Source organism: Limosilactobacillus gastricus PS3, from assembly GCF_000247775.1.
In the GTDB taxonomy this organism is placed as follows: domain Bacteria; phylum Bacillota; class Bacilli; order Lactobacillales; family Lactobacillaceae; genus Limosilactobacillus; species Limosilactobacillus gastricus_A.
Map to the genome: position 1 here is coordinate 56,414 of NZ_AICN01000072.1, position 13,705 is coordinate 70,118.

Genomic DNA, 13,705 nt, shown 5'->3' on the forward strand with positions numbered 1-13,705 from the left:
CGTATTAAAGCATTCCTAAAATATACATTGCTGGTAAGACCACTAACATACTGTCAAAGCGATCTAAGATTCCACCATGCCCTGGCAAAATCTTCCCAGAATCTTTTACTCCGTAATAACGTTTCAGGGCTGATTCAATTAAGTCCCCAATTTGACCAATGATTGATAAAACCAGGGTCATTAAAATCATCATGAACACATTATGATAGCCAACTGGGAAAATCAACAGATAAATCGCTAATACTACGGTAGCAATCACCGTACCGGCAATCGATCCTTCCCAGGTCTTATTAGGACTAACCTTGGGTGCCAACTTATGTTTACCAATTTTGCGACCACAAATATAAGCAAAACTATCCGTTAACCAGACGATCAACATGCCATATAATAAAGTTTGAAAATTGACGGAACGAGCGATGACAAAGGCATTGAAACCAAACCCAATGTAAATCATCCCCAACACTAATACCCCTGTATCTTCAAAAGTGAAGCGTTGACGATGAAAAACGGTGTGGGCAAGTAACAAAATAACAATAATGTACAAAAGTGACATCCGCCCCAACTGATCAGGCATCCAGGCGACCCAAGAAGAAGGCATGGCTACCACCAAAACACCTAAAAAGCTTAAGATAGCCGCAAACGATGTCAGAAACATTTTTTTCATCACTAATAATTCACTCATAGCGATTAATGATAAGGCCATCGCGAAGATCGTTAAAGGCAAACCACCATATAAAATAAAGGGAATAAAGACAATTAAGGCAATTACCGCCGTTATAACACGTGTTTTCAAAAGACACCCTCCTACTTATTAACTAATCCGCCAAACCGCCGATGCCGATTTTGGTACACGGCAATTGAGCGTCGCAGTGATTCACCATCAAAATCCGGCCAATGTTCATCAACAAACACCAATTCACTATAGGCTAATTGCCATAGCATAAAATTGCTAATACGTTCTTCTCCACTAGTCCGAATCAATAATTCAGGATCAGCATATTCGCCTAAAGATCCAGTCATCATTGCCTGGCTAAGTATGTCTTCATCTAGATCATCAATGGTTAACTCATCACTGGCGACTTGTCCGGCTAGATATTTAGTCGCACGCAGGATTTCATCTCGTCCGCCGTAATTCAAGGCAAAGTTCAAGATCATCCCATCGCAAGCGGCCGTATCGGCAATGGCATCATTAACCGCTTTTTGGGTAGCCTTTGGTAATTGGCTGATATCCCCCATGACCCGAACCTGAACGTTATTTTTTACCAAATCAGGCACAAAAGTATTAAAGAATTTGATTGGTAATTGCATTAAGAATTTAACTTCTGCGCCGGGACGCTTCCAATTTTCGGTCGAAAAAGCATATAAACTTAATACCTTCACCCCCAAATCGCTTGCGGCTTTAGTGATGGTTTTTACGGTTTGCATTCCTTGCTGATGGCCAGCTACTCGTGGTAGATGCCGTGCTTGGGCCCAGCGCCCATTACCATCCATGATAATTGCAATATGGTTTGGGATTCGTTCCAAATCCAAGCTTTGGTTTGAATTATCCATTATTTTTCTCCGTTAATTATAAAATTCACACACCATTAATAATACCAGAAAAAGACAATGACTACTATTACAATCGTTTTTCAAGCTTCAAAAAGGCTGGTGAGAAAAATTTTCTCACCAGCCTTTCAACTGACCGATTTTCAAAGCATTAGTCTATCACAACTTGCTTATACTTCTAAGAGTTCTTTTTCTTTAGCTTCGGCAATGGCTTCAAGATTCTTAATTCCTTCATCGGTTTCAGTTTGAACTTGTTTTTCCAAATCATGGAATTCATCTTCATTAAAGTCGCCTGCCTTGTTGCCCTTTTTTAATTCGTCCATTGCTTCACGACGAACGTTTCGAACGGCAACTTTCGCATTTTCAAGTTCGGCTTTGACGTCCTTAACCAGTTCTTTCCGCCGTTCTTCCGTCAATTGCGGAATCACCAATCGAATTGCTGTCCCATCACTTTGGGGAGTTAAGCCCAAGTTAGCAGCATAAATCGCATGCTCAATATCTTCCAAAGTAGACTTATCAAATGGGGTTACTAATAATTGGCGAGCTTCCGGAACACTAATGGAAGCTAATTGATTCAATGGCGTCATCGCTCCATAGTATTCAACTTGAACTGGGTTCAGAACACTCGCATTGGCCCGACCAGCCCGAATATCAGCCAAAGTCCGCTTTAAAGCGTCACCTGACTTGGCCATCTTGTTCTTAGCTTCTGCTAAGATTTCTTTTCCAGTCATATTTATTCTCCTTCGATGGTAGTTCCGATATTTTCACCTTTAACAACTTTTAAAATGTTACCTGGAGTATTTAAGTTGAAGACCACTAACGGAATGTCATTATCCATTGATAAGGTACTTGCCGTGGAATCCATAACGTGGAGCTTCTTCTGGATAATGTCCATATGCGTCAACCGTTCATACTTAACCGCATCATCGTTAGTCTTGGGATCTGCTGAGTAGACTCCATCCACACCATTCTTGGCCATCAAAATAGCATCAGCATTAACTTCAGCTGCTCGTAAAGCAGCCGTTGTATCTGTTGAGAAATATGGGCTTCCGGTTCCACCGGCAAAAATTACCACCCGACCCTTTTGGAGGTGTCGAATTGCCTTGCGCCGAATATATGGTTCAGCAATTTGACGCATTTCAATAGACGTTTGGACCCGGGTTGGCACATCAAGAGATTCTAAGGCATCCTGTAAGGATAGGGCATTCATAATAGTTCCCAGCATCCCAATATAGTCAGCTTGGGCCCGTTCCATCCCTAGCTTTTCACCAGTGATGCCGCGCCACATGTTACCGCCACCAACGACAATGGCGATTTCAACCCCGAGTTCATAAACCTCTTTTAATTCCTTAGCAACCGTTTGGATCTCAGGTGGGTTGATCCCAAAACCTTGTTCGCCAGCCAGGGCTTCCCCACTTAGCTTCATTACAACTCGGTTGTATTTAATGTTTTCCGTCATATTTTCCTCCTCCAAGTGATTACTCGAAGAAAGGGGCGTCCATCGTCTCTTCCGGTACGCCCCTCCCACATAGATTACTTGTTAAGTTGTTCGCTGATTTCTTGAGCGAGGTTAGTTTCTTTCTTTTCGATCCCTTCCCCAACTTCATAACGAATAAATGACTTCAACTTACCGCCTTTTGAAGCAACAAATTGAGCAACGGTTTGATCAGAATCCTTAACGAAGTCTTGGTCTGCTAAACAAATTTGTGATAAGAACTTGTTTAAACGTCCTTCCACAATCTTGTCAACAATATTAGCTGGCTTACCTTCGTTTAAAGTTTCTTCAGTAAAGACTTCCTTTTCATGAGCTAAACGTTCTGCTGAAACGTCTTCACGAGTCATAAATTCAGGATTAATTGCAGCAACGTGCATTGCAACATCTTTAGCAGTTTCTTCGTCTGCCCCTTCAAGAACTACTAAAGCAGCAATCCGACCACCTTGGTGTAAGTATGCACCAAAGTTGTCACCATCATTCTTTTCGACAATTTCAAAGCGGCGTAAGCTAACCTTTTCACCAGTCTTTTGGGTAGTGGCAATTAAGTCATCATTTACCGTTCCGTTAGCAGTCTTAATTTGAAGTGCCGCTTCAACGTCAGCAGGCTTATTTTCAGCAATCAAAGATGAAACTTCAGCCAATTCTTCTTTAAATGGATCCGAAGCAGCCACAAAGTCAGTTTCTGAGTTTAATTCAACAACTGCAGCCGTGTTGCCATTAACCACAATGTTAGTTAAACCTTCAGCAGCAATGCGATCGCTCTTTTTAGCGGCCTTAGCAATTCCCTTTTCACGCAAGTAGTCCATTGCCTTGTCCATATCACCATCACTAGCAACAAGGGCCTTTTTAGCATCCATGATACCGGCACCAGACTTCTTACGTAATTCCATTACTAATTTAGCACTAATTTCAGCCATTTTATTTCTCCTTAATTTTCAAAAAAACTGTTTTGCACTCAGGCCAGATGGTCCTTCCTGCAAAACAGCCTAAGTATTAACTATTTTGTTTAGTTGTTACCTTCAACGCTGTCCTTAAGATCCTTCAATGAATCTTCAGAAACTTCTCCAGCTTCTTCAACTGGAGCGTCTTGGTCATCTTCACCTTGCTTACCTTCGATCACAGCATCAGCCATGGTAGCGGTAATTAAGCGAACGGCCCGAATTGCGTCATCGTTTGATGGAATAATCACATCAATATCGTCAGGGTCACTGTTAGTATCAACCATTGCAACGATTGGAATATGAAGCTTTTGGGCTTCACGAACAGCAATTTGTTCCTTGTGTGGATCAACAACGTAAAGTACGTCTGGGATCCGTGGCATATCTTCAATCCCACCAAGGAAACGTTCAAGCTTTTCACGTTGCTTAGTTAACACAGCAACTTCCTTCTTAGGAAGACGATCAAAAGTGCCGTCTTCAGCCATTTCCTTTAATTCCTTAAGACGCTTAATCCGTGATTGGATCGTCTTCCAGTTGGTCAAAGTACCACCTAACCAACGGTGGTTAATGTAGTATTGACCAGCCCGCTTAGCTTCTTCTTCGATAGAATCTTGGGCTTGCTTCTTCGTACCAACGAATAAGACTATTCCGCCGTTTGCTGCAACATCTTTTACATAGTTGTAGGCTGAGTCCACCATCTTAACCGTCTTTTGTAGGTCAATGATGTAGATCCCATTCCGTTCCGTAAAGATGTATTCAGCCATCTTAGGGTTCCAACGACGTGTTTGGTGACCAAAGTGGACACCAGCTTCAAGTAATTGCTTCATACTTACAACAGGCATGAGTAATTTCCTCCAAAATAATTAGTTTTTCCTCCCCGTTGTTCTGCTGGCAATAACACCGCAAGGCACAATCATCACCATCACAATCGGGTGCGAATTTGGTTTTAACACCGACAAATAGTATACATAAAAAGGCTTGCATGTGCAAGCCTTTCAACTATAAAGTTTTTGCCATGTAAATGACATCATCCATTGGATTATCATAGTATGGTGCACATTCCGCAAAACCGATTTTATGATACAAATAGATGGCTGCTTTTAAAGGCTCGATCGTATCCAAAACCGCTTCTTGATATCCTGCTTTTTTAGCATGGTCTAAGATTTCTTCTAATAATATTTCACCAGCATGATGTCCGCGATAGGTTGGCCGAACATATAAACGCTTAATCTCGCAGCGTGTATCTGAGAGACGATGATAGGCTACCATTCCTTGCACGATGCCTTCGTCCACAATTACCAAGATTTCACCTTCTGGCGCCAAATATTTAGCCGCAATATCAGCTAATTCTTGATCCAGGTTTTGAAATGATAAATCACGTCCTAACCACTTTGTATACTCCTCAATTAATTCTCGGACATCACTTAAATAATTTTTTCCATCAACAATTTTCATTATCTTTCTCCTTTTTATATCTAATTTGAGATTGATTGCACTTTAAAGTTATAAGCGTCAAATACCCATTTCATAATTGGCCCACTCCCAATCACAAAAATCAAGCTTCCTAGTCCAGCCGGTCCACCAATCAACCAACCAATGAGAAATGCTATTCCTTCCGAACCAATTCGAGCAAAACTAATTGAAATTTTGAGTTTAGTCACAAGTAAACACATTAAACCGTCCCGAGGTCCAAAACCTAATTGGCAAGATAAGTAATAATAACTCCCAAAAGCCGTAAAAATCATACTTATAAGGCTCATGATAATTCCCTGCTGAAAATTTTGCGCATATGGAATAATGTTAAGCCTAGCAATCAGATCAATTAGGATACTGGTGACGGTGATATTCAAAATGGTACCCCAGCCAACCTTGACTCCCCCAATTAACATAACGGCAACAATTAACATACTTATCAGGATAGACGCCAAACCATAAGAAAGGTGTAAACGGCTTGCAAGACCCTGATTTAAAATATCCCATGGTCCTAAACCTATTTGAGCTTTAATGGCATATTCAATTCCAATGGCGCTAAAACCGAAGCCGAACATTAACCGCCCCAACTTCATAAAATTATGATCTTTCATAGTTATCGCTCATTTTCTTTACAAGCTCTTCTAAGCCTTTGATCTCTTCTTGACTGAAATTTTTGAGGCCATCCGCTAACTGACGATTTTCATTTCGAATTAGTTCAGGAAATACTGCTTCCCCCCGTTCGGTTGGATACAAACGGACTGCACGTCGATTAGCCTGATCGATTTCTTTAATTAAATAGCCCATTTGCACAAGTTTTTGTACTGCCTTACTTGTTGTTGACTTATCAACATTCATCATGGCAGTTAATTCATTCGCATGGATTCCTGGATGTTCACAAACTCGGACTAAAAAGCTATTCTGACCATTTTTTAAACCAAACTGCTTAAAATCATGATTCGACTCAGTATTAATTATTCGCGATATTTTCCCGATCATTCGTAAGATTTGACTATTAACTTCCAATTAAACTCACCTCGAATAGTTGAACTTTCAACCATAATACACAAAAATAGTTAAAAGTTCAACTAAAATCTCAAAAAAAACTGAAAATTAAGGATAATTCCCTAATTTCCAGCTTTTATAACTAATTTGTTAAATTTGTTAGTCAAACTTAACTAACTTGTCAGATTCACCAGTTTCAATCAAGTCTTTGTTAGCTGAAAGACTATATTGAACCATGTTCTTAACAGCGACATCCGTATAGAAAGCCGTGTGTGGTGAAATCAAGACGTTATCACGAGTATTCAGGTTCCAGAATTCTGGATAGTCCATATTCTTGCCAGCCATATCATGGTTGAAGACCTTAGTTTCATCTTCAAGCACATCTAAAGCAGCACCAGCAACCTTTCCTGAGTCTAAGGCATCGATTAAGGCTTTTTCATCAATCAATGGTCCCCGAGATGCGTTAACCACAAAGACGCCATCTTTCATTTGATCAAAGGCTTCTTTATTTAACATGTGTTCAGTGGTTGGGAACAAAGGAATGTGTAAGGTCACTACTGTTGCTTGCTTGTATAATTCTTCCAGCGTATCAACGTAGAGCCCTTCCTTTTCTAATTCTGGGTTGTGGTAAACATCATAAGCAATTACCTTTGCCCCGAATCCTTTGTAAATGTTGATGGCAACTTGACCAATATGACCAGTCCCAATAACCCCAACAACTTGGTCATTTAATTCGTGAGAAATTTGTGGTGCCCAACGGTAATCGTTGCGTTCGAACTTATGGAAGTATTCCTTCGTCCGCCGCAACAAGTTTAGCAATTGGGTAACTGAAAATTCAGCAATTGCAGCTGGTGAGTATACCGGCACATTCGTAACCCTCATATCATACTTCTTAACTGCTTCAGGGTTCATGTTATCAACCCCAACGTTTCGCAACGAGACATTGTGGATGCCATATGAAGCCAACTTTTCAAAAACGGTGTCAGTATATGGAAGTTGTTGGTAGACATCAACGCCATCAAAGCCTTTAGCCCATTCTACGGTTTCATCAGTAATTAATTCTGGTACTGCTTTAACCTCAACATCTGGGTTTTGCTTTTCCCATTCTTCTAAGAATGGCTTTTCGTCATCACGAACACCATAAGCTAAAATCTTCATAATCGATTTCTCCTTTTCTATCAATTAAGATTACGTTTTCATCATACACCTTTTAGGTCAGATTGTGAAACCATTCACGCCATGTTCACGTAAAAATTCTTCTTTTTGATCCCGACGTAAATGTTTAAATTGATACTCCGCTTGAAGAGCAGCTTGTTTCGTGGCAAATTCGGCTTGATAAAGTAATTTTAAAGGATGGCGTTTCGCTGGCCGAGTATATTTAGCTCCCTTGCCAGCCTCATGAGTAGCTAAGCGTCGTTGGACGTCATCAGTAAAACCACAATAAAAGGTTTTATCTGCACACAACAAGACATACATAAAATAAGGCTTACTTTCCGTCACCGTACAATAACTCCTTCATTGCTGGTTGATACTCACCGTTTTCATCAGCCACCATAAATTCCGGCAAAACTTTTAATCCGCCTGGGCGACCATCCTTAATGGCATCGATCAGGACCATGTTAGCTTCCCATTGTGGTTTAGGGCAAATGAACTGCAGACGTTTCGGCACTAGCCTTGACGCTTCCATAGTGGATAAAATTTCAGTTAACCGATCCGGTCGGTGCACCATATAAGCATGACCATTCATTTTTAAAAGTCCACTCATTCGATCCACAACGGTCGCTAAATTAGTTTTTATTTCATGCCGCGCGATAGCTAAATACTGATTAGGATTCTTTTGACTGTGTTGATCATCCTTAAAGTACGGCGGATTACAGGTAACGATATCAACACTGTCTTTTGGTAGATAATCATAAACATTAGCTAAATCATCATTAATGACGTGGTAGCGGTCACCTAAGCCATTAAGATTGATACTCCGTAGGGCCATATCAGCTAGGCGGGCTTGCAATTCAACTTCCCAGATCTGACCACCAAGATGTTGATTTAAAAATAAGCCAACTGCCCCATTTCCCGCACAAAGGTCAACCGTTTTTAAATGTTGACGATGATTTTCAGGCACAAAATGGGCTAATAATACCGCATCGAGGGAAAAGGCAAAGACTTGGCTACTCTGAATAATCTGAACCCCTTGACTACTTAATTGATCAATTCGTTCGTCAGCTTGTAATGGGACCTGCATTGATCTTCTCCTTTTGACTTGCAACTTTTTAGGTAATTGTTCATACTGATCATGATAACATTTTAAGTGAGGAAACAATATGCTCTATCGGCTGGTCTATTATATTTTTGCCCCTTTGCTTGCCTTAATCAACTTACGTCAAAAGGTTTATAACAAGGAAAACTTACCCCAAGGAAATTATGTTTTAGTAGCCCCTCATCGAACTTGGATGGATCCACCTTTACTGGCTTTAGCGGCTTACCCTAAACAATTTGGTTTCATGGCAAAACAAGAACTCTTTAAAAATCCCGTTGGATCTTGGATTATTCGCTCTTTGCATGCCTATCCGGTCGATCGGAAAAACCCTGGAATGTCAGCCATCAAAGGCCCGGTTAAAATGTTAAAGGATACCGAATTATCGACAATTATTTTCCCAACCGGCTCCCGTTATTCCAAAAAGATGAAGGGGGGTGCCCTTCTAATCGCTAAGATGGCTAATGTCCCCGTTGTTCCGGCTGTGTATCAGGGACCGACGAATCTAAAAGAATTATTTTCATGGCGGAATCGTCGCCAGGTCGCTTTTGGCAAACCAATTTATATTGATCGTAAAACCAAGCTAACAGACGAGGTCCAAGCCGATCTTGAAACCCAAATTCAAACTCAATTTGATCAATTGGATCACCAGATCAACCCGAATTATCATTACCAAATTCCAAAAAAATAGAGTGACGTCGATCGCGTCACTCTATTTTTGGCTATTTACCGGATTTTTTAGCTTGTGCCTTCATCGTTTGCATCATTTGATGTAATTTCCGATCAGATGGCTTTTGACCCATTTGCATCATCATTGTTCGTAACATATCTTCTGAGATTGGCGGGTTGTTACGTAAGTAGTTTTCCATGTACTTACGTGCACCGTAAAAACCAGCGATGGCTCCAACCAACAATGCAATGATTGCTACTGTAATTGTAATTCCCACGGTTATTTCCTCCCTTCTCAATATACGTTGATCTATTATACACGATTTAGCCTAATTTTTGAATAAATTCTTAATCATCACGTAAGCCACGTTTCCGTTGGATTTCTTTTATCTTTTCCGGAGTGACTTCTTTACCATTGTCATCATAAATTTGCATTAATTCGATATTACTCCGAAAGGCCTCCCGGAAATTTTTCAAGTATTGATCACGTAACTTTTTGCGTTCGGCTTTTTCAGCCGGCGTTAAACCTTCTGCCTTATTTTTATGGGCAAGCTCATTAATCCGTTTTAAAAGTTCTGTTTGTTCTTTTGATTCTGGCATTTTTAATGTCCCCTATCACTTTTATTCTGCCATAAGTTTACTCAACCTATTCCATGATTTCAAGTTATGTCACGTTTTTACGAACGTACGTTTACAAACGTTTGTTCCTATGATAAACTAAATTTATTCTAACTAGAGGAGACAATGATCATGCCACGACAATCCATCGATAAACAAATGGCCGTCTTAAGTTATATCAACAAACAAGTTGACGCTCACGGATATCCGCCAACAGTTCGTGAAATTTGTGCGGCGGTTGGTTTATCTTCGACTTCAACTGTTCACGGTCACATTAATCGCCTCATTGAAAAAGGATATTTACATAAAGATCCTGCTAAGCCACGAGCCTTAGAAATTACTCAACAAGGTTTAAATGCTCTAGGAATTACTCCTGAACAAACTGAAATTCCTCTTTTGGGTGAAGTTGCTGCTGGGGAACCAATTTTAGCGGAACAAGATGCGACAGATTTCTTCCCAATTCCCCCTTCAATTCAAGACCATAATGATCTCTTTATGCTAACTATCAAAGGAACCAGTATGATCAAGATGGGGATTTTGAACGGTGATAAGGTCATCGTTCGTCGGCAATCAACTGCTAACAATGGTGATGTCGTGATTGCCATGACTGCTGAAAATGAGGCCACTTGTAAACGATTCTATAAGGAAGACGGCTACTATCGACTACAACCAGAAAATGATGATTTGGAACCAATTATTCTTGATCAAGTAGTAATTCTTGGTAAAGTTGTTGGTCTTTTCCGCGATAATATTTTCTAAAGAACAACTAAAACTCTTGCGCCATTTTGGCGTCAAGGGTCTTTTTTTTTGCATCTAATTAATTGTCTTTCTTCTCCAATTCAGCGTAAAGATCGCTGAGATAATTAACCAAAGTAAACCAATTAGGCTCACATGCATCCCTGCTTTAAGCCCTGGTACATGATACCGTAAAACAATATGATGGTGCCCTGTCTTTAACCGTAGACCGATAAAGGCATTATTAGTGCGAACCAAACGCACGGTTTTACCATTATCCGTAGCAGTCCACCCACTAGAATATGGAATTGATGAAGTTAAGATTCCCACCTGACTAGTAGTAAGATTCCCACTAATCTGATTCTGGGAGATCTTTAAATTCTTCAACCCGTGGGCTTGGATTTGCCGAACTTCTTGACGATACTTGGTCCCCAGTTGTTCCGCCACTAACTGATAGGAAATCCGATATTTTCCTAATTTATTCGTAGTTAAGGTCACTTGAGATGATAAATGTTTGCCGTAGGCACCTAGATTTAAAACGCCACTGGTGACCACCTTAAAGAAGGAAGTTTTACTTTGCGCTGGTTGCTCTAAAGTTTCATCACCGTATTTATTGCTTGCTGTTAAAAGATAGCTCATATCAGGATAACCCTTTAAAAACAGGGAACGCCAATTTTGATAATTAGTAAAGACTTGATTAATCATTGCCCCTGGTTCAAGGGTCGTTTCCCGTAGATGATCCGCCATTAACTGCAAGGTTTTCTTCATCGAAAATGGTTGGTAGTGAATTGATTTAATATCCAAATGTAATTCGTTCTGATGTGCACTTGTTTGTTTTTGGAGTCGTAGGTAATACTTGGCATCGGGATCGGTAACCGTCACCGACTGACCATTCATTTTTTGTAACCGATTATTCCATAATTGAGTGGCAATTACTTGAACATTCCCCGACAGGTTGGCTTTTTTCATGCCAGTGGTCCATTTTTTCGCTGCTGAACTATTAACGACCACCCCACTTGCTAAGGCCCGCTCTTTAGCAGTCGCTGACAAATGACGATACGTAGCTGGACTAATATAAGTATTTTGCCAGTACAAAAGCGGAAAGGCATTCTTGGTCGTATACCGAACTGTTTGCGTCGTTTTTAAATCCGATGTTTTGGTAGCGTCAGACGATTGACCTTGATCATAATTAACCGTTGGCTCCGTAGTTTGATCTACAAAGTAACCACTTGGTACCTTCGTATCATCATCCGTGGTGGTCTGCGCAAAAATATACTTAACCCCTAAGAAATTATTCAACACCGTCCGATCATCAACTTGTTGTAATGGAATATTCGTTTCATATTGCGAATTTCCTAAGCGCTGACTAAAAAGTCCTAGATATTGATTCTGTAATGAAAAATAAGAACTAATCGAGGCTAAACCGGAAGTTAGATCATTATAGGTTTTTTCTTGCCCCGTCGTTTGATTGTTGCTAATCGTATTAATTCGGTAAGTTAAGGACCGACTAAGGGATTTATCGAGCCCCCCATACCGCTGCTTAGCGATTTGCTGATATTCACCCTTAGTCAGCATTTGGTTTGCAAAACTCCCATTAAATGGTAAGGCCGCATAAACCGCATTAAAACCTACGTTTAATAAGATTAAACCAATCATCCAATTAAGTGGGTGCGTTACCGCTCGATAATAGGCCGCCCCCACAATTAACAAAGACAATAATAAGAAGATCACTGGGACAAAAAGATCATCATCATTTTTAAACATATAAGTGGCTACGACGGTCATTAAATACACTAAACTGATCCCAACCATCCATTTAAGTGTTGTGCGATCAATTTTCGTAAGATGCTCTAACAAGATCATAATACTGGTCGCTAATGGCAAATAGATCAAAAGCGTCCATCGATTGGATGGCGACATTCCACCATTAAACAGGGCTCCAACCGCCGGGATTAACATCATCACTAAACTGGCACCCAGACTAATAGTAATCAAAGGATATTGCTTTGCATGACGATAAACATACACTAGAGCAACCACAATCACGCTGGTCATCCCAAGCGCTGACCAATACATAAAGTCCCAATCATCGCCATTTATTAATTGTTTGGCTAACAGGACATAATAGTATTGGGGATAAGTGGTCAAGCCATTCGCAAAGACAGAACCAATTCGTGTTGAGGACCGCACGGCAATAATTTCTGGAATCAGCATGACCGCTGATACAAGCAAGCTAGTAACGGTCGCGAAGACTAATTTCCAAAATGTCCGCCCATAATCAAGCTGATGCCGATAAAAGGTAACCACCCGTAAACCAAGATAAATAATCGCCCCCACCCCTAAGATAAAGGCCAGGTAATAGTTATTAATTAGCATCCAAATAAAAACCAAGGTCAGCGGCCAAGCTGAACGCCCCTGTAAAACCCGTTCAATTTGAATGATAATTAGGGGAAAAATAATGAAAGTCGTTGTAAAAAAAGGCTGGGCAACGTTGGCATAAAGCAAGTAGGAATTTACTAAATAAGTCGCGGCGCCGCCCCAGATAACAAGTTTACAAAAGGGTAAGTGTTGGGCAAAATAAACAAAGGCTAAACCGACACAATACATCCGTATAACAATCGTAAGTTGATAAGCTAGAGTAATTTTAGCTGCCGGAAAAAGTAGGGCAATATATGCAAAGACATCACCAATCGTGTAGTAAGAAAAAACCTGAAAAGTATCGGTTCCCAAGCCCCAATTAAAGGACCAAAAGTTGAGTGAACTAAAAGGATGCAAAAGCCAGTGCCAAACCAATTGTCGATATTGGGCCAATAAGGGTAAATGCTGATTAAAGGCATCCGTATCCCAGATTAAAGTCTTTCCTGCAATTAGATATGGACAATATAAACAGGCCGCAATAAATACAAATAAAATCGTATAACCTAAATATAATTGTCGTTTATCAGTCCGTGGTGCAAACGAAAATTTCATTCT

Annotated in this window: 17 protein-coding genes; 2 read left to right on the forward strand and 15 right to left on the reverse strand. The window is 40.3% G+C overall.

The window, feature by feature from the left end:
- Positions 1 to 4: 4 nt before the first annotated feature.
- From PS3_RS08280 to PS3_RS08335, 12 genes are all read right to left on the reverse strand, one after another.
- Positions 5 to 793: a phosphatidate cytidylyltransferase gene (locus tag PS3_RS08280; RefSeq protein ID WP_007122644.1), complete on the reverse strand. Its 789-nt coding sequence runs from the start codon at positions 791 to 793 to the stop codon at positions 5 to 7.
- Positions 794 to 804: 11 nt separating this feature from the next.
- Complete coding sequence (locus tag PS3_RS08285) at positions 805 to 1,551, reverse strand: isoprenyl transferase (RefSeq protein WP_040468740.1); 747 nt, start codon at positions 1,549 to 1,551, stop codon at positions 805 to 807.
- 167 nt (positions 1,552 to 1,718) lie between these two features.
- The gene (frr, locus tag PS3_RS08290; protein ID WP_007122646.1) at positions 1,719 to 2,279 is read right to left on the reverse strand and encodes a ribosome recycling factor; all 561 of its coding nucleotides are present in this window, start codon (positions 2,277 to 2,279) and stop codon (positions 1,719 to 1,721) included.
- 2 nt (positions 2,280 to 2,281) lie between these two features.
- A complete protein-coding gene (gene pyrH / locus PS3_RS08295; RefSeq protein WP_007122647.1) occupies positions 2,282 to 3,007 on the reverse strand; it encodes a UMP kinase in 726 nt (241 codons plus the stop codon).
- Between the two features lie 74 nt (positions 3,008 to 3,081).
- Positions 3,082 to 3,960: a translation elongation factor Ts gene (tsf, locus tag PS3_RS08300; protein WP_007122648.1), complete on the reverse strand. Its 879-nt coding sequence runs from the start codon at positions 3,958 to 3,960 to the stop codon at positions 3,082 to 3,084.
- Between the two features lie 89 nt (positions 3,961 to 4,049).
- Complete coding sequence (rpsB, locus tag PS3_RS08305; RefSeq protein ID WP_007122649.1) at positions 4,050 to 4,823, reverse strand: 30S ribosomal protein S2; 774 nt, start codon at positions 4,821 to 4,823, stop codon at positions 4,050 to 4,052.
- Between the two features lie 157 nt (positions 4,824 to 4,980).
- Positions 4,981 to 5,436, reverse strand: coding sequence for a GNAT family N-acetyltransferase (locus tag PS3_RS08310; RefSeq protein ID WP_040468742.1), 456 nt, complete (start codon positions 5,434 to 5,436; stop codon positions 4,981 to 4,983).
- 20 nt (positions 5,437 to 5,456) lie between these two features.
- A complete protein-coding gene (locus PS3_RS08315) occupies positions 5,457 to 6,065 on the reverse strand; it encodes a YczE/YyaS/YitT family protein (protein ID WP_050950904.1) in 609 nt (202 codons plus the stop codon).
- Positions 6,052 to 6,477: a MarR family winged helix-turn-helix transcriptional regulator gene (locus tag PS3_RS08320; RefSeq protein ID WP_040468744.1), complete on the reverse strand. Its 426-nt coding sequence runs from the start codon at positions 6,475 to 6,477 to the stop codon at positions 6,052 to 6,054. Before PS3_RS08320 ends, PS3_RS08315 begins: the two co-directional genes overlap by 14 nt.
- A 138-nt stretch (positions 6,478 to 6,615) precedes the next feature.
- Positions 6,616 to 7,614, reverse strand: a complete 999-nt coding sequence (locus PS3_RS08325) for a D-2-hydroxyacid dehydrogenase (protein WP_007122650.1) — start codon at positions 7,612 to 7,614, stop codon at positions 6,616 to 6,618.
- Positions 7,615 to 7,671: 57 nt separating this feature from the next.
- Positions 7,672 to 7,932, reverse strand: a complete 261-nt coding sequence (locus PS3_RS08330; RefSeq protein ID WP_040468760.1) for a GIY-YIG nuclease family protein — start codon at positions 7,930 to 7,932, stop codon at positions 7,672 to 7,674.
- Between the two features lie 10 nt (positions 7,933 to 7,942).
- Positions 7,943 to 8,698 (reverse strand): tRNA1(Val) (adenine(37)-N6)-methyltransferase, encoded by a 756-nt coding sequence (locus PS3_RS08335; RefSeq protein WP_007122652.1) that lies wholly within the window; start codon positions 8,696 to 8,698, stop codon positions 7,943 to 7,945.
- A gap of 79 nt (positions 8,699 to 8,777) precedes the next feature.
- Between PS3_RS08335 and PS3_RS08340 the strand changes: the two genes are divergently transcribed.
- Positions 8,778 to 9,401 carry a lysophospholipid acyltransferase family protein gene (locus tag PS3_RS08340; protein ID WP_007122653.1) on the forward strand — a complete coding sequence of 208 codons (624 nt, stop codon included), beginning with the start codon at positions 8,778 to 8,780 and terminating at the stop codon, positions 9,399 to 9,401.
- Positions 9,402 to 9,432: 31 nt separating this feature from the next.
- On the opposite strand, the gene PS3_RS08345 is transcribed toward PS3_RS08340, so the two are convergent.
- Complete coding sequence (locus PS3_RS08345) at positions 9,433 to 9,657, reverse strand: YneF family protein (protein ID WP_040468745.1); 225 nt, start codon at positions 9,655 to 9,657, stop codon at positions 9,433 to 9,435.
- A 70-nt stretch (positions 9,658 to 9,727) separates the two neighbouring features.
- Entirely contained in the window at positions 9,728 to 9,979 is a 252-nt protein-coding gene (locus PS3_RS08350) for a DUF896 domain-containing protein (protein ID WP_007122655.1), read from the reverse strand.
- Positions 9,980 to 10,129: 150 nt separating this feature from the next.
- Between PS3_RS08350 and lexA the strand changes: the two genes are divergently transcribed.
- Positions 10,130 to 10,756 (forward strand): transcriptional repressor LexA, encoded by a 627-nt coding sequence (gene lexA / locus PS3_RS08355; RefSeq protein ID WP_007122656.1) that lies wholly within the window; start codon positions 10,130 to 10,132, stop codon positions 10,754 to 10,756.
- Positions 10,757 to 10,810: 54 nt separating this feature from the next.
- Here lexA and PS3_RS08360 read toward each other — a convergent pair whose 3' ends face one another.
- Positions 10,811 to 13,702: a YfhO family protein gene (locus PS3_RS08360; protein ID WP_007122657.1), complete on the reverse strand. Its 2,892-nt coding sequence runs from the start codon at positions 13,700 to 13,702 to the stop codon at positions 10,811 to 10,813.
- Positions 13,703 to 13,705 lie beyond the last annotated feature (3 nt).